Consider the following 18,343-nt stretch of genomic DNA (forward strand, 5'->3'; position numbering starts at 1 on the left):
CGTCTAGCGAGAAAACCGAATTATAGCAACCAGCCCTTGGCTTTGGCGTCTTCCAGATGTTGCTGGAGGTATTGCCACAGTTCCGGGTTGATCGTGGCGATGAAATCGGCGCGGTCAAGAACCTGTTCCAGACGGATACCGTTTTCTACCCAGCTTTGGCCGCCGTTAGACAGGTTCATCAGCATCGGCATGACCCGGTCAAGCACCATAGCGAACTGGGCGCTGGGGGTTTCATTCGCTTCGTATTCTTCCCACAGATCGTGGAAGTGCTGACGCTGTGGCTCGGGCAGCAGGCCGAAAATACGGGCGGCGGCGGCGACTTCCTGATCGTGAATCGCTAGACGAGCGGAAAGATCGTAAACGAGCACATCACCTGCATCGATTTCGACGATGTCGTGAATCAGCGCCATTTGGATCACGCGCTGGATATCCACGCCTTCACCGGCATAAGGCGCCAGCGCCATTGCCGCGACGGCAAAGTGCCAGCTGTGTTCGGCAGAATCTTCGTGACGTTCGCTGCCGATAATTTTGTTACGGCGCTGCACGCTTTTTAATTTATCGATTTCTATCAGAAAGCCGAAGACATCGGTCATAGAACCGAAATTCAGAGTAGATGGGGCAGATGACATGAAAAACTTACCTCTTGCAGTGAACACGATGCAGTAAAAGTCATGCAGTGAAACGATATGTAGTGAAAACCAAAACGACATGTAGTGAAAACTACAGGAAGGCGCTGTGAGCGTCAGAACCGGATGACCGTTAACGCGAATAACCGGTAAAAACGGCAGAGCCCTTCAAAAAACAGGGAAATATCAACGTCGATCATTGTAGGGGATGTCGCCCGAGATTGACATGAATGATTACACGCTAAGTGAGAGAGAAAGCCGGAAGTCAGGTGAGTGTAAATATTTTAGCTTACACGTGTACACTGAAACTATTCTCAGTTAATCTGCTCAAAGGTTAAACACCTGCGCGCCTGCATAAAAAGGGGAAACGCAAGGTGGATAACGTCAACACACGACGTGTACTATTGAATACTGTGGAATCGATTGATGTCAAAAAATGAACAAATGCCGGATTACTCTCTGGCAGAGGAAATTGCGAACAGCATAAGCCACGGAATCGGTGTGATTTTCGGGATTGTGGGGCTGGTTTTATTGCTGGTGCAGGCGGTCAATAATGATGCTGGCAGCGTAGCGATTACCAGCTACAGCCTCTATGGTGGCAGCATTATTCTGCTATTTTTGGCATCGACGCTGTATCATGCGATTCCGTCTCAGCGTATTAAGCCGTGGCTGAAGAAATTCGACCACTGCGCCATCTATCTGTTGATTGCCGGAACCTATACGCCGTTTTTGCTGGTAGGGCTGAATTCGCCGTTGGCGCATGGCCTGATGGTCGTCATCTGGAGCATGGCGCTGCTGGGCGTGATCTTCAAACTGGTATTTGCTCACCGTTTTGAAGTGCTGTCGTTAATTACCTATCTGGTGATGGGCTGGTTATCGCTGGTGGTGATTTATCAGATGGTGATGAAACTGGCGGCGGGGAGCGTGACGCTGCTGGCGGTGGGGGGCGTGGTGTACACGCTGGGGGTGATTTTCTATGCCTGCAAGCGCATTCCCTATAATCACGCGATTTGGCATGGATTTGTTTTAGGCGGCAGCGTTTGCCATTTTCTGGCGATTTATCTTTATATTTAAGCCTGTATAAAGCGCATGAGCCCGCTTGGCTCATGCGCGGTATCACTCGTCGAATTAATCCGTTATTTCATACGGCAGGGGCTGAACCGTGAGCTGGCTTTCGGCATCGTCACGGACGCGCAGGACGTTATCTGCGGTGAGATCGTTATTCAGCACCGCCTGTACCCACACGTCACCGTTTTGCAATTGGCTGGCTGCCAACACCGTACCGGTACGACGCCAGTTCTCACCGAGCTGCAATTCGAGGTCATCCCCCGCCTGCGGCACCTGATTGGCCTTACCCGCCAGCCAATAAAGCGCACGCTTGTTGGCCCCGCGATATTTTGCCCGAGCGACCATTTCCTGACCGGTATAGCACCCTTTGCTGAAACTAATCCCATTTAATGCCTGTAAATTAGTTGCTTGCGGGATGAACTGCGCACTGTTTGCGCTGTCAATGATGGGCTGACCTGCTTCAATATCCAGCGTCAGCCATTGACGGCTGTCATTCAGGCTGACTTTATCGCCGAGCTGTTCAAGCAGCGGTGCACTGTGCTCAGGAGACAGTACCAGCAGGAAGCGTTCTACAGGATGGGCGAAATGCAGTAAGGTAGCCCCTTCGTGCTGCACTACAGGGTGTTCAGCGTCTGGAAGCTGGCTAAATACAGAAGCCAGCAGCTCGCGGATACCGGCACCCGCCGCGCCCAGCAGGATGGCGTTGTCGTCCGGTGCGATGGTCGTTTTCGAGAAAACGGCGTATTTTTTCAGTTCGTTAAGCTGGGCGTCACGTAGATTACGGCGCTCAATAAAAGCAAAGCCTTCGCCGTGATGGAACAGACGCAGGTTGCTCCACATTTTTCCTTTTGCGTCGCAGTGGGCGCAAAGGATGTGCCCATCGTCAGGCAGCGCCCCGACATCCGCGGTGACCTGTCCCTGAAGATATTTGACGGTGTCCGGCCCGACCATCGTGACCAGCGCCCAGTCATCCAGAGAGATGAGCGTAGCGGCCAGTTGAGCGGAAGCAAATGGGGGTTGTGATGCAAAAGGGCGTTGATGAGCCGTATGTTGATTAACCATATAGTACAATCCTGCGCTAAGGGCGATACCCGAATGACCTAATGGTAAAAGAGCGCTCAGGGTTTGCAAGTGGTTATTCACGCTGTGTTATTACAGAGCACATCCTGATGCTGATGAGCGCACTCGGCGCGGCGCACACCAGTAAACTATGTCAAAATGTTACTATTAGTTGATACCCGCTACCGGAATCAGAGTACACTAGCGGCAAGCAGCGATAACAAGGTGGACATGAAATATGGAAATCGATAATAAATCACGCATTCATTGGGCATGCCGCCGTGGTATGCGCGAATTGGATATCGCGATCATGCCGTTTTTTGAGCATGACTATGACACACTTAATGACAGTGATAAGCGCACATTTGTACGCTTGTTACAAAGCGACGATCCCGATTTATTCAACTGGCTGATGAACCACGGTGAACCGGAGGACGGAGAGCTGAAACGCATGATTTCCCTTATTCAGACGCGAAATAAAGATCGTGGCCCAGTGGCGATGTGACCTTCGCGTTTCCTGGCGCATGCAACTGTTATCATTGGTTGTGCATGGCCTATTAGTATTGCTCATTCTGCTGGCACCCTGGCCGGACGGCTATGCGTGGCTATGGCTATGCCTGGTCACGATGGTGATGTTCGGTTTTATCCGTAGCCAACGGAATATTAAATCCCGACAGGGGGAAATCGTTCTGCTCAGCGAAACGACCCTGAACTGGCGGCAGCAGGAATGGCAGATCGTTAAACGACCGTGGCTGCTGAAGAATGGCGTATTACTGTCATTGCAAGCAGTTAACGGTAAAGACAAGCAGCAGCTGTGGCTGGCATCGGACAGCATGGGCGATGACGAATGGCGTCACTTGCGTCAAATTCTTTTGCAGCAGAAACACTGGGCAAGATAGCAGCGCGTTGGACATGTTTTTATTCGGTCATCGTTTGGCCGTGCTTTGAAATTGATTGGATATAACTGATGACTAAGCCCGCAGTGCAAAAAAATGGTCTGCACCCTCGTAATCGCCATCGCGACCGTTATGATTTTCCCGCGCTCAAACAGAGTTTTCCTGCGCTGATCCCGTTTGTAAAGGTGAATGCCTACGGTGATGAGTCCGTGGACTTTGCCAATCCTGAGGCGGTGAAAACGCTGAATCAGGCGCTGTTGCAGCATTTTTATCAGATTGAGCACTGGACGATTCCAGAGGGCTTTCTGTGCCCGCCAATTCCTGGTCGCGCCGATTATATCCACCATCTGGCTGACTTGCTGGCGGAAGATAACCGTTCAGTGGTGCCGCGCGATGCGTCCGTGCTGGATGTCGGCTGTGGTGCCAACTGTATCTATCCGCTGATTGGACATCGCGAGTACGGCTGGCGTTTTACTGGCAGCGAGATCAATCCGCAAGCGATGAAAGCCGCCAATGAGACGATTGAGGCGAACCCCGGCTTGAATCGGTCGATTCGCCTGCGTCGTCAGAAGAACAGCAAAGCGATCCTGGCAGGGATTATTCACAAGAACGATACGTTTGATGCCGTCATGTGTAATCCGCCGTTCCATGCGTCTGCGGAGGATGCGCGTCAGGGCTCTCAGCGCAAACTGCATAATCTGGGGCTGGATAAGCGCTCACCGCTGAATTTTGGCGGGCAGCAGGATGAGCTGTGGTGTGAAGGCGGCGAGTCCGCTTTTATTGGTCAGATGATCAAAGAGAGCGCCAGTTTCGCCCGTCAGTGCCTGTGGTTTACGTCGCTGGTGTCGCGCAAAGAGAACCTGCCGGAGATTTATCGTGCGCTGGAAGCGGTTGATGCGGAGAAGGTCAGAACGATAGATATGGCGCAAGGTCAGAAGCAAAGCCGTTTTGTCGCGTGGAGTTTCCTTGATACCGCGGCGCGTACCCGCTGGTTACAAAAGCGCTAAGCCACTTCAACGTCTACAAATAGCAATCTTCGCGGATACTGCTCACAACGGTATCCGCTCATGTTACCTGCCCGTTCAAATCATGATTCCGTTCAAATTAAATCAGTGATGCTATTTCTTGCAGGATCTGTTCGCACCACTGTTCCAGCCGTTCATCGCTGAGATCGTATTGGTTCACTTCGTCCAGCGCCAGTCCGACAAAGTGTTTGCCGTCGGCAGTCAGCGGTTTCGGGCTGGTGAATTCGTAGCCCTCTATCGGCCAGTATCCAACGAATGTGACACCCAGCGGCAGTAGTTGGTCATGCAACATACCCAGCGCATCAAGAAACCATTCGCTATAGCCAAGCTGGTCGCCCATACCGTAGAGCGCGACGACTTTGCCTTTGAGGTTTAGCGTCGCTAATTGACCCCAGATGTTCTCCCAGTCTTCCTGAATCTCACCGAAATCCCAGGTGGGGATGCCGAGAATCAGCGTACTGTAATCTTCCATACGTTGAGGGTCGACATCCTTAAGGTTGTGCAGATCCACCAGTTCTTCGCCCAGAATGTCGCGAATTTTTTCCGCCGCCATTTCGGTGTAGCAGGTGCTTGAGCCGTAAAACAGACCGATTTTCATATTCAGTTCTTTATAAACGATATCTATCGAGAATAGCGCGTTCGCTTCAGGTCACAGAGAGGACGTGACAGGCGAATGATGCCGCCGGATGCCAGTATTCTAAAAGGAGAACGGAAGTAAGGAAAGGCGCAGTGAGGGCCGTAGCCCTCACTGAAGGGACATTATCCCAGAGACTGGTGACGCGTTTCTTTGGTCGCCAGCAGCGCGATCAGCGTCAGCGACGCCATGGCTGCCAGATAAACGCCGACATAGAACAGGCCATAGTTGGCCGTCAGCCACGCCGCGATATACGGTGCGACCGATGCACCCAGAATCGACGAAACGTTATACGAGAATGACGCGCCGGTGTAGCGCACTTCCGTCGGGAACAGCTCCGGTAGCAGCGCACCCATAGGGCCGAATGTCAGTCCCATGATGCTCAGACCCAGCACCAGAAAGCCCATTACCAGCGCCTGATTACCTGAACCGAGCATATAAGGGAACAGCATGGCGAAAACGATCATGAGGCAAGTGATAGTAATCATGGTTTTACGGCGGCCAAAAGCATCCGCCAGATAGCCAGCTACCGGCACCATCAGACCAAAACCGATCACTGCGATCATCAGCATCAACAGGAAACTGTTACGCGAGAAACCTAGTCCCTTAGGCTCTGGCGCTGTACCGTACGTCATGGAGTACACGGTCATGATGTAGAACAGCGTGTAGGTCGCCAGCATGATGAAGGTGCCGAGAATCGTGACTTTCATATGCTTGCTGAGCAGCGTGCCCAGCGGCATACGTACCTGCTTGCCGGCTTTGACCGCTTTGGTAAAGACGGGAGCTTCATGCAGAGAGATACGGACATACAGGCCAACCAGCACCAGCGCGGCAGACGCGACGAACGGTACGCGCCAGCCCCAGGTCATGAATTGCTCTTCCGTCAGCAGCCAGGACAACAAGAGGAAGGTGCCGTTAGCGAAGAAGAAGCCAATCGGTGCGCCAAGCTGGGGGAACGACCCATACAGCGCACGTTTATGGGACGGGGCATTTTCGGTCGCCAGCAGCGCCGCGCCGCCCCATTCACCGCCCAGACCTAGCCCCTGGCCGAAGCGTGCCAGTGCCAGCAGGATCGGGGCAAAAATACCAATGGTTTCGTAGGTCGGTAGCAGCCCAATCAGAACGGTTGAAATCCCCATGGTCAGCAGAGAAGCGACCAGTGTGACTTTACGTCCGACGCGGTCGCCAAAGTGACCGAAGACCGCTGAGCCAATCGGGCGAGCCACAAAGGCAATCGCAAAGGTTGCCAGCGACTGTAGCGTGGCGGCTGTTGGATCGCCCTGTGGGAAGAAAATGTGCGGGAAAATCAGCACCGCGGCGGTGGCGTAGATATAAAAATCGAAAAATTCGATCGCGGTGCCAATTAATGACGCAACAATCACTTTATTGCGTGAGTTTACGGGTGGCGCTTCCGCTTCGGCATCGAGAGTGGGAGTGATGGTGGTGGCTTGCATAATGTTTCTTTATTTTAACAACACGAACGGCCATTCTACGCACAGAAAAATCGGCTTTTCAACGTTGATTAAGTAAGGTCAATGCCAGTAGACATGCGGCTTCAAGGAGCCTGTCCCGCTATATTGACGATACATAAAATATAATGTGCCACGGCCTTATTTTTGCCGGAGAATGTTATGGCGATGTTGATGTTCACGGAATATGTGAGATTGCACACAATTCTGTTGGCGAGAGAATGCGGACTTGATGAAGGTGTAAAGTCGCCGCTTCATCGGCATAATATTGCCAACCAGTGAAGAAGGACACAGCGATGCAAGAACACGATCAGGCGCTTATCGAACAGTTTCTCGATGCGCTGTGGCTGGAAAGAAATCTGGCAGAGAATACGCTGGCCTCTTATCGGCTGGATCTGCGAACGCTGGCAGAGTGGCTTGCGCATCATGACAACGATTTATTGCAGGCACAGTCGCTCGATCTTCAGGCGTTTCTCGCTGACAGAGTTGAGGGGGGCTACAAGGCAACCAGTTCGGCTCGCTTGTTGAGCGCGATGCGCCGCTTCTTTCAGTACCTTTATCGGGAAAAGCGTCGCAGTGACGATCCGAGTGCAGTGCTGTCATCGCCAAAACTGCCGCAGCGTCTACCCAAAGATTTGAGTGAGGCGCAGGTTGATACGTTGCTCAACGCCCCAAGCATTGAACAACCGCTGGAATTACGCGATAAGGCCATGCTTGAGGTATTGTATGCGACAGGGCTGCGTGTTTCCGAGCTGGTCAGTTTGACGATGAGCGATGTCAGCCTGCGGCAGGGCGTGGTTCGCGTGCTGGGGAAAGGCAATAAAGAACGGCTGGTGCCGCTGGGTGAAGAAGCGGTGTACTGGATCGAGTATTATCTGGAACATGGTCGTCCGTGGCTGCTGAATGGGCAGACGCTGGATGTGCTGTTTCCCAGCAATCGCGCACGGCAAATGACGCGCCAGACGTTCTGGCACCGTATCAAGCATTATGCGGTGCTGGCGTCCATCGACAGCGAAAAGCTCTCGCCGCACGTCTTGCGTCACGCGTTTGCAACCCATTTATTGAACCACGGCGCGGATTTACGGGTCGTACAGATGCTCTTGGGGCACAGCGATCTTTCCACGACGCAGATTTACACCCATGTCGCAACGGAACGGCTGAAACAGCTGCATCAGCAGCACCATCCGCGCGCATAGGTTAGCGTAACGACACGAGTAAAAGTAAACAGAGTAACAGGACGTTATCTGGCTGACGGGACACCCCGTTCACTATCACAGCGCATGGGTACAAGGCTATTTTGCTACGAACAATGTTTGCTAAGTACCATGTTTGCTACGGACCATGCTGCGAAAAACAGGATTGATGAAATGAAAAAAGGGTTATTACTGCTTTCTTTGCTGGTGGCGACGGCGACCAATTTTGCGCACGCCGATGATGCCGCGATCAAGCAGACGTTAACGCGTCTGGACATGCAGGGGGCGGAAATCCTGCCTTCGCCGATGGCGGGCATGAAAACCGTCATTACCGATAGCGGCGTGCTGTATATCAGCGAAGACGGCAAGCATTTGCTGCAAGGCCCGCTTTATGACGTGAGCGGTACCATGCCGGTTAACACGACCAATAAGATCCTGATCGGCAAGCTGGATGCGCTACAGGAACAGATGATTGTGTATAAAGCCGCGCAGGAAAAACACGTTATCACCGTGTTCACCGACATCACCTGCGGCTATTGCCACAAACTGCATGAGCAGATGAAAGACTACAACGCGCTAGGCATTACCGTGCGCTATCTGGCTTTCCCGCGCCAGGGTATGAAATCGCCGGCAGCAAAAGATATGCAGTCCATCTGGTGCGTGGCCGATCGCAATAAAGCGTTTGATAGCGCGATGAAGGGCGACGCGATCTCGGCAGCAACGTGTAAAACCGATATCGCCGCGCATTACCAACTTGGCATCCAGTTTGGTGTGCAGGGCACCCCTGCCATCGTGCTGCAAGACGGCATGGTCGTACCGGGATATCAAGGGCCGAAAGAAATGCTGGCGATGCTGGAAGCACACAAAGCCTCGAAAAAAACCGGCGGTTAATGCTACGTGGATATGATTACCCAACTCCGCCGGCGTCCGCTGGCGGAGGACATTGACTTACCTGACACCGTTCCGCCTTTGCTGCGTCGCCTTTATGCGCAGCGCGGCGTGAAAGGTGCGCAAGAGCTGGAACGCAGCCTGAGTGGTTTACTCAATTACCGTTTGCTCAGCGGCATTGATAAAGCGATTGACCTGCTGCAACAGGCGCTCGCTGAAAAGCGCTGCATCGTCATTGTTGGTGACTTTGATGCCGATGGTGCCACCAGCACGGCGCTCGCCGTATTAGCGCTGCGCAGTATGGGCGGCGTGAACGTGAAATATCTGGTGCCGAACCGTTTTGAAAACGGCTACGGGTTAAGCCCGGAAGTGGTGGCGCAGGCTGCCGCGCTGGGTGCTGAAGTGATTGTGACCGTGGATAACGGGATCTCTTCTCACGCAGGTGTCGAAGATGCGCACCGGCGCGGTATCGCGGTGTTGGTGACCGATCACCACCTGCCGGGCGAAATCTTGCCTGACGCCGATGCGATGATTAACCCCAATTTGCCTGACTGCCAGTTTCCCTCCAAGGCGCTGGCTGGCGTAGGCGTCGCGTTTTACCTGATGATGGCACTGTTCGTGCGCCTGCGTGATAGCAACTGGTTTACGCAACCCGTGTTTACGCAACAGGGGCTGGCGAAGCCGAATCTCACCGAATTACTGGATCTGGTCGCGCTGGGCACGGTGGCTGACGTGGTGCCGCTGGATGCCAATAACCGAATTCTGGTCGCTCAGGGGCTGAATCGCATTCGTGCGGGCGAATGTCGTCCGGGCATTCGAGCGCTGTTGGAAGTGGCGAACCGCGATGCCAGCCAACTGGTCGCCAGCGATTTAGGCTTTGCGTTAGGCCCACGGCTGAATGCTGCCGGACGGCTGGATGATATGACGGTCGGCGTTGAGCTGTTATTGAGTGACGATATTACTCAGGCGCGCGTGCTGGCTAATGATTTAGATGCGTTGAATCAGGATCGTCGGGAGATCGAACAGGGGATGCAGGTCGAAGCGCTGCGCCTGTGCGAATCGCTGGAACGTACCCGCACCGAATTACCTTACGGTCTGGCAATGTATCATCCAGAGTGGCATCAGGGCGTTGTTGGCATTTTGGCATCGCGTATTAAAGAGCGTTTTCATCGTCCGGTGATTGCCTTTGCACCGGCTGGCGACGGCATGCTGAAAGGGTCAGGGCGTTCGATTGCCGGCCTGCATCTGCGTGATGCGCTGGAGCGGCTGGATACGCTGTATCCCGGCATGATGGATAAGTTTGGCGGACACGCGATGGCGGCGGGACTCTCTCTGCATGAAGATCGGTTTGAGGATTTTCGTCAGCGCTTCGGCGAACTGGTTGGCGAATGGCTCGACCCGTCTCAGCTTGAAGGCGTCGTCTGGTCTGATGGCGAACTGATGCTGCCGGAACTGGATCTGCTCTCAACAGCAGAAATGCTGCGCTACGCGGGGCCATGGGGACAGGCGTTCCCCGAACCGACGTTCGATGGCTGCTTCCGCATTCTGCAACCCCGCCTACTCAAAGAGCGCCATTTGAAAGCGATGTTTGAGCCGATCGGTGCAACAGGGCAGGTGCCGCTGCTAGACGGTATCGCGTTCAATATCGATACCACCATCTGGCCAGATCCCAGTATTAAAGAAGTGGAAATGGTGTACCGGCTGGATATTAACGAGTTTCGCGGTAAACGCTCGGTGCAATTGATGATCCAACATCTGTGGCCGCGCTGATAGCGTGAACCGAATACGGCGGGCAGAAAGTCTATAAAATAGGCCTTTTATCCGCTAGAATGGCGGGTTACACCATTCCGTTGTCAACGACTTAACGTAAGAATATAAAAAATCATGTTTGAAATTAATCCGGTAAAAAACCGCATTCAGGATCTGTCTGAACGTAGTGCCGTTCTTAGGGGGTATCTTTGACTATGATGCCAAGAAAGAACGCCTCGAAGAAGTAAACGCCGAGCTAGAACAGCCTGATGTCTGGAATGAGCCTGAACGCGCTCAGGCATTGGGAAAAGAACGTTCCTCACTGGAAGCTATCGTCGATACCATCGATCAATTGACTCAGGGTCTGGAAGATGTGAACGGCCTGCTTGAGCTCGCGGTGGAAGAAGACGACGAAGAAACGTTCAATGACACCACGGTAGAACTGGACGCGCTGGAAAATAAATTAGGCCAGCTCGAGTTCCGTCGCATGTTCTCCGGCCAGTACGACAGTGCGGATTGCTACCTGGATATTCAGGCGGGTTCTGGCGGTACGGAAGCGCAGGACTGGGCCAGCATGCTGGTGCGTATGTACCTGCGTTGGGCGGAAGCCAAAGGGTTTAAAACCGAAATTATTGAAGAGTCAGACGGTGACGTGGCCGGTACGAAATCCGCCACCATCAAGATCATCGGTGACTATGCGTTTGGCTGGTTGCGTACTGAAACCGGCGTACACCGTCTGGTGCGCAAGAGCCCGTTCGATTCCGGCGGCCGCCGTCACACCTCATTCAGCTCCGCGTTTGTCTACCCGGAAGTGGATGACGATATTGATATCGAAATCAATCCGGCCGACCTGCGTATTGACGTGTACCGCGCATCCGGTGCGGGTGGTCAGCACGTTAACCGGACAGAGTCCGCGGTGCGTATTACCCACATTCCGACCAACATTGTCACGCAGTGTCAGAATGACCGTTCCCAGCATAAAAACAAAGATCAGGCGATGAAGCAGCTGAAAGCGAAGCTGTACGAGTTTGAGATGCAAAAGAAAAATGCTGAGAAACAGGCGATGGAAGACAACAAATCTGATATCGGCTGGGGCAGCCAGATTCGTTCCTATGTTCTGGATGATTCGCGCATCAAAGATTTACGTACCGGAGTGGAAACACGTAACACTCAGGCGGTACTGGATGGCGATCTGGACAAATTTATTGAAGCAAGTTTAAAAGCGGGGTTATAAGAATTCACATGGCTGAATCACAATCACAGGGTGCCGATCAGGCGCAAGATCTGAATAATGAATTAAAAACGCGTCGTGAGAAGCTGGTGGCGCTGCGTGAAACTGGGATCGCATTCCCGAATGATTTCCGCCGTGACAGCACGTCCGATCGTCTGCACGCTGAGTTCGATGCCAAAGAGAACGAAGAGCTGGAAGAACTGGGCGTTGAAGTGACTGTCGCGGGCCGTATGATGACCCGTCGCATCATGGGTAAAGCTTCTTTCGTGACCTTGCAGGACGTCGGTGGTCGTATTCAGCTGTATGTTTCCCGCGACGATCTGGCGGAAGGCATCTATAACGAACAATTCAAGAAGTGGGATCTGGGCGATATTCTGGGCGCGCGCGGCAAGCTGTTCAAAACCAAGACGGGCGAGCTGTCCATCCACTGTACCGAACTGCGTCTGCTGACCAAAGCGTTGCGTCCGCTGCCGGATAAATTCCACGGTCTGGCCGATCAGGAAACGCGTTATCGTCAACGTTATCTGGATCTGATCGCTAACGACGAATCTCGCAATACCTTCCGTATTCGTTCCAAAGTGATGGCGGCGATCCGTAGCTTCATGGTCGATCACGGCTTCATGGAAGTCGAAACGCCGATGATGCAGGTGATCCCCGGCGGCGCGTCTGCCCGTCCATTCATCACGCATCATAACGCGCTGGACATCGACATGTACCTGCGCATCGCGCCGGAACTGTATCTGAAGCGTCTGGTTGTGGGTGGTTTTGAACGTGTGTTCGAGATCAACCGTAACTTCCGTAACGAAGGCGTTTCCCCGCGTCACAACCCTGAATTCACCATGATGGAACTTTATATGGCGTATGCCGATTATAAAGACCTGATTGTGTTGACGGAGAACCTGTTCCGTACGCTGACGCAGGACGTACTGGGCTCGACGACGGTGCAATACGGCGACCAGACATTCGACTTCGGTAAGCCGTTCGAGAAGCTGACGATGCGCGAAGCGATCTGCAAATACCGTCCTGAAACCAACGTTGCCGATCTGGACGATCTGGAGAAAGCGACTGCTATCGCCCAGTCTCTGGGGATCAAGATCGAGAAAAGCTGGGGTCTGGGCCGCATCGTGACCGAGATCTTCGAAGAAACGGCAGAAAGCAGCCTGATCCAGCCGACCTTCATCACCGAATATCCGGCTGAAGTGTCACCGCTGGCGCGTCGTAACGATCAGAACCCAGAAATCACCGATCGCTTTGAGTTCTTCATTGGCGGCCGTGAAATCGGTAACGGCTTCTCCGAGCTGAATGATGCTGAAGATCAGGCAGAGCGTTTTGCTCAGCAGGTGAACGCTAAAGATGCAGGCGATGACGAAGCGATGTTCTACGACGAAGACTATGTGACGGCGCTGGAGCACGGCCTGCCGCCAACGGCGGGTCTGGGTATCGGTATCGACCGTATGGTGATGTTGTTCACGAACAGCCACACCATCCGCGACGTGATCCTGTTCCCGGCGATGCGTCCGCAGAAATAAGACGCAGGGTGTAAAAATAACCCTGACGTTATCGTCATTCTTTATTGAACCGGTGCAATTGCACCGGTTTTTTTATTATTTATTATCGACAATGCAAAATTTTAGGGGAAACACGGGGATGAGGTTCCCGTAGGGACACCTCGCACCGTGGTAGCCCCGTGTATCTCGATTTCACCTCGATAGTATTATAACCGCGTTTTATCTCCGCATTTTGCCGTCATTCTGTGATTGTCGCCCAGCGGGGGAAGATGCTATTTTCAGGCATTCATTCACTGCCGGAACACCCTCATGATGACGTACCGCGATGCCTGGTTCGAACTGGCGCTGTTAACCAACGGCCGCAGTTTTCCACGGCATACGCACGATGAGTTCGTCATCAGCGCCAATCTCAGCGGATTGGAAACGGTCTGGCTGGATGGAGAGACCTTTGTTGCTACCAACGATATGGTGACGACCTACAATCCCAATCAGCTACAAGGTAGCGACAACGCGTTTGATCGCTGGCAGTGCGCATCCTTGTACGTTCACCCACTGGCATTCGAGCATTATTTCCACCAAACCTTTCGGTTCTCACGGGGCTGGAATCCGTCGGCGCAGCTGGCGTCTGAGTTAAAACAGCTCGTCACCTCTGATTTGGACGACAGCACGCGTCAGGAGCGTATTATCCTGCTGCTGGCGGGGTTGATGGAAAATCAGCATCCTATGCCGTCTCAGGGACAGGTCAAAGAAGCAGAGCGGATCACGCGGATCAAAGACGGGTTGCTGAACGATCTCAGCGATGTCCCCACGCTCGACCAGCTCGCGCAGCAGGAAAATCTGTCAGTCGCACATCTGGTGCGCTCGTTTAATCAGGCGGTCGGGCTACCGCCGCTGGCGTGGCTGATGCAGCGACGCATGTGTAAAGCGCGGGAGCTGCTGCGGCAGGGCGCTGCGATTAGTCAGGTTGCGGGCGATGTCGGGTTTGCCGATCAGGCGCATTTTACGAAGGCTTTCAACCGCTATAACGCCATGACGCCGGGGCAATTCCGCCGTATCAATTTTTGACAATACAGCCTTTCCCTTCGGCTCTACACTCGCCTTATTGCTTAACGCTCGAAGGGAATACCATGCTGTTAGTTGTCTTCACGGGGATGCTGCTATCCCTGTCACTCTGTCTCGATCTGGGAATGGTCAATACCGCGATTATTAACCGTGGGTTGCGACACGGGGCGCGCTCGGCGTTTTATATCGGGCTGGGTTCCTGTTTCGGCGATCTGTTTTATGCCACGCTGTCAGTGCTGGGTCTGGCAGTGGTCTTTAACCTGACGCCCGTCCGCTGGGTGTTATGGATTGGCGGTGGGCTGATTCTGATCTGGATGACGTTCAGCATGGCGCGCGCGGCATGGCGCGACTATCAGGTTAAACGCTTCGCTGACCTGTCTGCGACAGCGAATGCGGCGGGTTTTATTACGCCACCTGCCCGCTATACAGAATTTCTCAGCGGCGTCGGCATGGCGCTGGCGTCACCGACGGCGTTACTGTGGTTTGCAGCGATTGGCGGCACGATTATCGCGCAGTCTACCGATGGCTCTGCTTTCATGATCTGTCTGTTTCTGCTGGGATTTTTCGTCGGCGGTGTGCTGTGGACGTTCTTCCTTGCGGCGCTGGTGAAGTACGGTCAGCGCCTGCTGAAAGAGCGAATCTCATTCTATTGCAGCCTGATTTCTGCGCTGCTATTTGCCTACTTTGCCTGGCACGTCATTTCCAATGGGTATGAGACGCTGTTTCTACCGCTTTCCACAGCCGCATAACCGGCTAAAATATCAGCACTTTGCCGGGTTTTTTACTTGCTCGGCAACGGCATAGCGCTATAATGCCAGTCGCTTCTGTGTGCGAGTGTAGTTCAATGGTAGAACGGCAGCTTCCCAAGCTGCATACGAGGGTTCGATTCCCTTCACTCGCTCCAAAAACACTTCTCTGCATGTCTCCTGAAGTCAATAAAAACCAGTAAAATCAATGCAATTACGCTTTTGTTGGCCTCTGTGTGTCAACTGGTATCTACCCAAATCATGTGTTAAATGTGTATAGTAATGTGAATAGGGGGTGTTATACATACCCATTTCTATACACATTAGGTAGCTATACATACCGGAAACTATACACATGCCGCTTACAGACCTTGAGATACGCCGCGCCAAGCCACAGGAAAAGCCCTATACCAAGAATGATGGCTATGGACTTTCGCTGCTGATCGAGCCGAATGGATCTAAAGGGTGGCGTTTTCGCTACCGCTTTGATGGCAAGGCTAAAATGCTGTCTTTCGGGACATACCCTACGATCACGTTGAATGAGGCGCGACAAAAACGAGACGAAGCCAAAAAGCTGGTTGCCGCAGGGATAAACCCCAGTGATTTACGCAAAGAGCAGAAGCTGGCGAAACAGGGACGGAATGAAAGCACGTTTGAGTCGATAGCGCGTGAATGGTACGAGAAACGCTTAGATCGCTGGTCAGCGTCATACAGCGAAGAAATGATGAGTACCTTTGAGAAAGATGTTTTCCCGTTTATCGGGCATCGCCCCATTGCGGAAATTAAGCCTATGGAACTCCTGACGGTACTGTCTAAGTTAAACGATCGTGGTGCTACCGAGAAGATGCGTAAGGTACGGCAGCGGTGTGGTGAAGTGTGGAAGTACGCGATTATAACGGGCAGAGCAGAATATAACCCTGCGCCGGATCTCGCAAGTGCGATGAAGCCACATAAACGAGAGAATTATCCTCATCTTAACGTGATTGAGTTGCCTGAATTTTTGCAGACTCTGACCAGTTACAGCGGCAGTATGCAAGTGAAATTGGCTATGAGGTTACTAATTCTGACAGGGACGCGGCCAGGTGAATTGCGTCAGGCTGAATGGGCAGAAATTGATTTAGATAAGGCATTATGGGAAATACCGGCTTCAAAAATGAAGATGCGGCGTTCTCACATGGTTCCTCTGTCTTCTCAGGCTGTAGATATTTTAAAGCAGATGCAGCCAATTAGTGGCCGTTACCAGCATGTTTTCCCTGGGCGTATCCAGTCTACAAAACCGATCAGTGAAATGACGCTTAATGTGTTGATCCGGCGTATTGGCTACGGGGGAAGGGCGACAGGCCACGGTTTCCGGCACACAATGAGCACAATTCTTCATGAGCAGGGTTTTAATACCGCCTGGATTGAGATTCAACTTGCTCATGTTGATAAAAATAGCGTTCGTGGTACGTATAACCATGCGCAGTATCTGGATGGTCGTCGGGATATGTTGCAGTGGTATTCGGATTACATGGAAAATTTAGAATATAGCAAAAATGTTGTTATTGGCGGATTCCGTAAACCGGCATAGCGTAGAAGGATATTTAAATGACTAATTTTAAGGAAATGGATGCTTTTGAGCGGTTCACTAAACTCAAGGGTGTTACCGCTCAACAAATGGCTTTGGCGATTTTAGGTATTAATCCATTTTCCGATCCAAAAGATATACCTAAAGATATAGAAAAAGATGTTTCTCAACTGCGAACGATACTGAGACAAAATGCAGGGAGTAATACAAATATAAAATTACAGCATAATGAAAAGAGTAATATAAACTTACAACATAATGAAAGGATAGATGCAAAAATATACTTTGCCGAGTCTTATAAATTCATTAATATTGAATATACGCCGAAACCTATTTTTGATAAATGTCATGAGGTTATTAATAACATAGCGCGAGAAGTTCGCTGGAAAGAAAAACTATTAGAATATGGTGACGATGAACTCATTGAGTATGGACGATCTATTAGAAAAAGTGGGCGTGGAATTTATCGACAAGAACATGAAAAAGAAAATACAGATAAGTTATTGGCTTTGTTGATTATGTTATTAGCTGATAAGCTAGGGAATAAATATGGAACAGCGAAAGAGCCATCAAAACGTGAAATTTATAGGGCTTTGGTTAGTCTTGCTGAAAAAGAGGGTGTTTCCTTAAAGGGAATAAAAGAATCATCTTTTTATAATAAAGTTAAAAAATCGTTTAATTCCCTCTTCTCTGAATAACCTTGATCTGGCCTTATGCCTAGGCCAGATATAAATCATAAATGCTAGCCAATAGCCATATGCTTGTAGTCGCTTGTAGCGGCTTATTTTATGTTGCTCCGTATTGCGTAGTATTACGTAGTATTACATAACTAACTAATTTAAATGGCATTTAAGTATATGATTTGTCAGTGGCATATTCTTTTTTCTCCTTTGTTAACTTAACGGAAACAATAATGTTTCAATGGAATTAATTTTATTTTAATGGATTTTATTCTTGCTAGAACCCCGATTTGTACACTTCTAAACTCCGCCATATACCAGCAAGCACGATGAGGTAACGATATGGCAGGCAGAAATATTCAGGACAACCAAGCATCCTTGATCTCTTCAAAAGAGGTGCTGCGTCGCGTCCAGCGTAGTAAATCATGGCTCTATAAACAGTTGGCACAAAAGGCATTTCCCCAACCGATTAAGATCGGGGAACGTGCAATTTCCTTTGTTGAAAGTGAGATCGACGAATGGATCAGCCAGCGGATCGCTGAACGTGGGGAATGGAAATCATGAGAAGCGCCACCTACTGTGATACTGCCTTAACATCCATTGGTGTTAGCAATATCCATACACTGGCTTTTTGGGGAAAGGATCAGTCTTTAGGTTCCGTATCACGAGCTTGTTTACGCTGGCGGCGTTTGATCTCACCTTTGGCTGCTGTGACAAGAAAACCGGCGGTACTTTCTCCATCTTCTTTCAGTAACTCTATATCTTCCATAACATCGTGGGGAATTCTAACAGTTGTCATTTGTGATTTTGCGTTCTTTGCACCTGTTGCCATTGTTGGGACTCCAAATTTTAGGTGTATGTCAGTATACGCAAAAAAAGATGATAGAAAAGGCTTGAAGTGTATTTCACTTGAGGGTATTTTTCCTCTTGAAGGTGAAATAC

Annotated in this window: 19 protein-coding genes and 1 tRNA gene; 15 read left to right on the top strand and 5 right to left on the bottom strand. The window is 51.4% G+C overall.

Annotation, left to right across the window (positions count from 1 at the left end; translation table 11 throughout):
- Positions 1 to 20 precede the first annotated feature (20 nt).
- Positions 21 to 629: an HD domain-containing protein gene (locus tag H0248_RS03465; protein WP_180784805.1), complete on the bottom strand. Its 609-nt coding sequence runs from the start codon at positions 627 to 629 to the stop codon at positions 21 to 23.
- A gap of 423 nt (positions 630 to 1,052) precedes the next feature.
- Here H0248_RS03465 and trhA point away from each other — a divergent pair, with 423 nt between their 5' ends.
- Positions 1,053 to 1,700: a PAQR family membrane homeostasis protein TrhA gene (gene trhA, locus H0248_RS03470; RefSeq protein WP_180784806.1), complete on the top strand. Its 648-nt coding sequence runs from the start codon at positions 1,053 to 1,055 to the stop codon at positions 1,698 to 1,700.
- Positions 1,701 to 1,754: 54 nt separating this feature from the next.
- On the opposite strand, the gene ygfZ is transcribed toward trhA, so the two are convergent.
- Complete coding sequence (ygfZ, locus tag H0248_RS03475; protein ID WP_180784807.1) at positions 1,755 to 2,756, bottom strand: tRNA-modifying protein YgfZ; 1,002 nt, start codon at positions 2,754 to 2,756, stop codon at positions 1,755 to 1,757.
- Positions 2,757 to 2,991: 235 nt separating this feature from the next.
- Between ygfZ and sdhE the strand changes: the two genes are divergently transcribed.
- The 3 genes from sdhE (at position 2,992) to rlmF (ending at position 4,656) form a co-directional block, all read left to right on the top strand.
- Positions 2,992 to 3,258, top strand: a complete 267-nt coding sequence (gene sdhE / locus H0248_RS03480) for an FAD assembly factor SdhE (protein ID WP_094433612.1) — start codon at positions 2,992 to 2,994, stop codon at positions 3,256 to 3,258.
- Between the two features lie 19 nt (positions 3,259 to 3,277).
- Positions 3,278 to 3,652, top strand: a complete 375-nt coding sequence (locus H0248_RS03485) for a protein YgfX (protein ID WP_010301815.1) — start codon at positions 3,278 to 3,280, stop codon at positions 3,650 to 3,652.
- A 68-nt stretch (positions 3,653 to 3,720) separates the two neighbouring features.
- Positions 3,721 to 4,656 (top strand): 23S rRNA (adenine(1618)-N(6))-methyltransferase RlmF, encoded by a 936-nt coding sequence (rlmF, locus tag H0248_RS03490; RefSeq protein WP_180784808.1) that lies wholly within the window; start codon positions 3,721 to 3,723, stop codon positions 4,654 to 4,656.
- 97 nt (positions 4,657 to 4,753) lie between these two features.
- Here rlmF and fldB read toward each other — a convergent pair whose 3' ends face one another.
- Together fldB and H0248_RS03500 are read right to left on the bottom strand one after the other, a co-directional pair.
- A complete protein-coding gene (gene fldB, locus H0248_RS03495; protein ID WP_180784809.1) occupies positions 4,754 to 5,272 on the bottom strand; it encodes a flavodoxin FldB in 519 nt (172 codons plus the stop codon).
- A gap of 161 nt (positions 5,273 to 5,433) precedes the next feature.
- Positions 5,434 to 6,762 (bottom strand): MFS transporter, encoded by a 1,329-nt coding sequence (locus tag H0248_RS03500; RefSeq protein WP_039282120.1) that lies wholly within the window; start codon positions 6,760 to 6,762, stop codon positions 5,434 to 5,436.
- Between the two features lie 311 nt (positions 6,763 to 7,073).
- Here H0248_RS03500 and xerD point away from each other — a divergent pair, with 311 nt between their 5' ends.
- The 11 genes from xerD to H0248_RS03555 all read left to right on the top strand — a co-directional run bounded on the left by xerD (position 7,074) and on the right by H0248_RS03555 (position 17,965).
- Positions 7,074 to 7,973 carry a site-specific tyrosine recombinase XerD gene (gene xerD, locus H0248_RS03505; protein ID WP_014914181.1) on the top strand — a complete coding sequence of 300 codons (900 nt, stop codon included), beginning with the start codon at positions 7,074 to 7,076 and terminating at the stop codon, positions 7,971 to 7,973.
- Positions 7,974 to 8,144: 171 nt separating this feature from the next.
- Positions 8,145 to 8,861: a bifunctional protein-disulfide isomerase/oxidoreductase DsbC gene (dsbC, locus tag H0248_RS03510; RefSeq protein WP_010279866.1), complete on the top strand. Its 717-nt coding sequence runs from the start codon at positions 8,145 to 8,147 to the stop codon at positions 8,859 to 8,861.
- Positions 8,862 to 8,867: 6 nt separating this feature from the next.
- Positions 8,868 to 10,628, top strand: a complete 1,761-nt coding sequence (gene recJ / locus H0248_RS03515; protein ID WP_180784810.1) for a single-stranded-DNA-specific exonuclease RecJ — start codon at positions 8,868 to 8,870, stop codon at positions 10,626 to 10,628.
- A 114-nt stretch (positions 10,629 to 10,742) separates the two neighbouring features.
- A protein-coding gene (gene prfB, locus H0248_RS03520; protein ID WP_100068784.1) for a peptide chain release factor 2 occupies positions 10,743 to 11,841 on the top strand; the annotation gives its coding sequence in 2 pieces (ribosomal slippage) (positions 10,743 to 10,817 and positions 10,819 to 11,841; 1,098 coding nt in all).
- 8 nt (positions 11,842 to 11,849) lie between these two features.
- Entirely contained in the window at positions 11,850 to 13,367 is a 1,518-nt protein-coding gene (gene lysS, locus H0248_RS03525) for a lysine--tRNA ligase (RefSeq protein WP_039275538.1), read from the top strand.
- 288 nt (positions 13,368 to 13,655) lie between these two features.
- The gene (locus H0248_RS03530; protein WP_180784811.1) at positions 13,656 to 14,411 is read left to right on the top strand and encodes an AraC family transcriptional regulator; all 756 of its coding nucleotides are present in this window, start codon (positions 13,656 to 13,658) and stop codon (positions 14,409 to 14,411) included.
- Positions 14,412 to 14,473: 62 nt separating this feature from the next.
- Entirely contained in the window at positions 14,474 to 15,157 is a 684-nt protein-coding gene (locus H0248_RS03535) for a LysE family translocator (protein ID WP_180784812.1), read from the top strand.
- 81 nt (positions 15,158 to 15,238) lie between these two features.
- Positions 15,239 to 15,312 (top strand) — tRNA-Gly (locus H0248_RS03540).
- A gap of 197 nt (positions 15,313 to 15,509) precedes the next feature.
- Positions 15,510 to 16,724, top strand: coding sequence for a tyrosine-type recombinase/integrase (locus H0248_RS03545; protein ID WP_180784813.1), 1,215 nt, complete (start codon positions 15,510 to 15,512; stop codon positions 16,722 to 16,724).
- A gap of 17 nt (positions 16,725 to 16,741) precedes the next feature.
- Positions 16,742 to 17,419 carry a hypothetical protein gene (locus H0248_RS03550; protein WP_180784814.1) on the top strand — a complete coding sequence of 226 codons (678 nt, stop codon included), beginning with the start codon at positions 16,742 to 16,744 and terminating at the stop codon, positions 17,417 to 17,419.
- Positions 17,420 to 17,743: 324 nt separating this feature from the next.
- Positions 17,744 to 17,965 carry a helix-turn-helix transcriptional regulator gene (locus H0248_RS03555; RefSeq protein WP_033070909.1) on the top strand — a complete coding sequence of 74 codons (222 nt, stop codon included), beginning with the start codon at positions 17,744 to 17,746 and terminating at the stop codon, positions 17,963 to 17,965.
- Positions 17,966 to 18,044: 79 nt separating this feature from the next.
- Here the strand turns inward: H0248_RS03555 and H0248_RS03560 are convergent, their stop codons facing one another.
- Entirely contained in the window at positions 18,045 to 18,233 is a 189-nt protein-coding gene (locus tag H0248_RS03560) for a YlcI/YnfO family protein (RefSeq protein WP_180784815.1), read from the bottom strand.
- Between the last annotated feature and the right edge of the window lie 110 nt (positions 18,234 to 18,343).

It is taken from the genome of Pectobacterium brasiliense (assembly GCF_013449685.1).
In the GTDB taxonomy this organism is placed as follows: domain Bacteria; phylum Pseudomonadota; class Gammaproteobacteria; order Enterobacterales; family Enterobacteriaceae; genus Pectobacterium; species Pectobacterium brasiliense_A.

Coding starts and splice junctions, on each gene's coding strand:
- fldB (WP_180784809.1), bottom strand. CDS start 5,272: ATGAAAATCGGTCTGTTTTACGGCTCAAGCACCTGCTACACCGAAATG.
- H0248_RS03560 (WP_180784815.1), bottom strand. CDS start 18,233: ATGGCAACAGGTGCAAAGAACGCAAAATCACAAATGACAACTGTTAGA.
- trhA (WP_180784806.1), top strand. CDS start 1,053: ATGTCAAAAAATGAACAAATGCCGGATTACTCTCTGGCAGAGGAAATT.
- H0248_RS03550 (WP_180784814.1), top strand. CDS start 16,742: ATGACTAATTTTAAGGAAATGGATGCTTTTGAGCGGTTCACTAAACTC.
- xerD (WP_014914181.1), top strand. CDS start 7,074: ATGCAAGAACACGATCAGGCGCTTATCGAACAGTTTCTCGATGCGCTG.
- H0248_RS03530 (WP_180784811.1), top strand. CDS start 13,656: ATGATGACGTACCGCGATGCCTGGTTCGAACTGGCGCTGTTAACCAAC.
- H0248_RS03500 (WP_039282120.1), bottom strand. CDS start 6,762: ATGCAAGCCACCACCATCACTCCCACTCTCGATGCCGAAGCGGAAGCG.
- H0248_RS03535 (WP_180784812.1), top strand. CDS start 14,474: ATGCTGTTAGTTGTCTTCACGGGGATGCTGCTATCCCTGTCACTCTGT.
- H0248_RS03465 (WP_180784805.1), bottom strand. CDS start 629: ATGTCATCTGCCCCATCTACTCTGAATTTCGGTTCTATGACCGATGTC.
- dsbC (WP_010279866.1), top strand. CDS start 8,145: ATGAAAAAAGGGTTATTACTGCTTTCTTTGCTGGTGGCGACGGCGACC.
- ygfZ (WP_180784807.1), bottom strand. CDS start 2,756: ATGGTTAATCAACATACGGCTCATCAACGCCCTTTTGCATCACAACCC.
- H0248_RS03545 (WP_180784813.1), top strand. CDS start 15,510: ATGCCGCTTACAGACCTTGAGATACGCCGCGCCAAGCCACAGGAAAAG.
- rlmF (WP_180784808.1), top strand. CDS start 3,721: ATGACTAAGCCCGCAGTGCAAAAAAATGGTCTGCACCCTCGTAATCGC.
- H0248_RS03555 (WP_033070909.1), top strand. CDS start 17,744: ATGGCAGGCAGAAATATTCAGGACAACCAAGCATCCTTGATCTCTTCA.
- lysS (WP_039275538.1), top strand. CDS start 11,850: ATGGCTGAATCACAATCACAGGGTGCCGATCAGGCGCAAGATCTGAAT.
- H0248_RS03485 (WP_010301815.1), top strand. CDS start 3,278: ATGCAACTGTTATCATTGGTTGTGCATGGCCTATTAGTATTGCTCATT.
- sdhE (WP_094433612.1), top strand. CDS start 2,992: ATGGAAATCGATAATAAATCACGCATTCATTGGGCATGCCGCCGTGGT.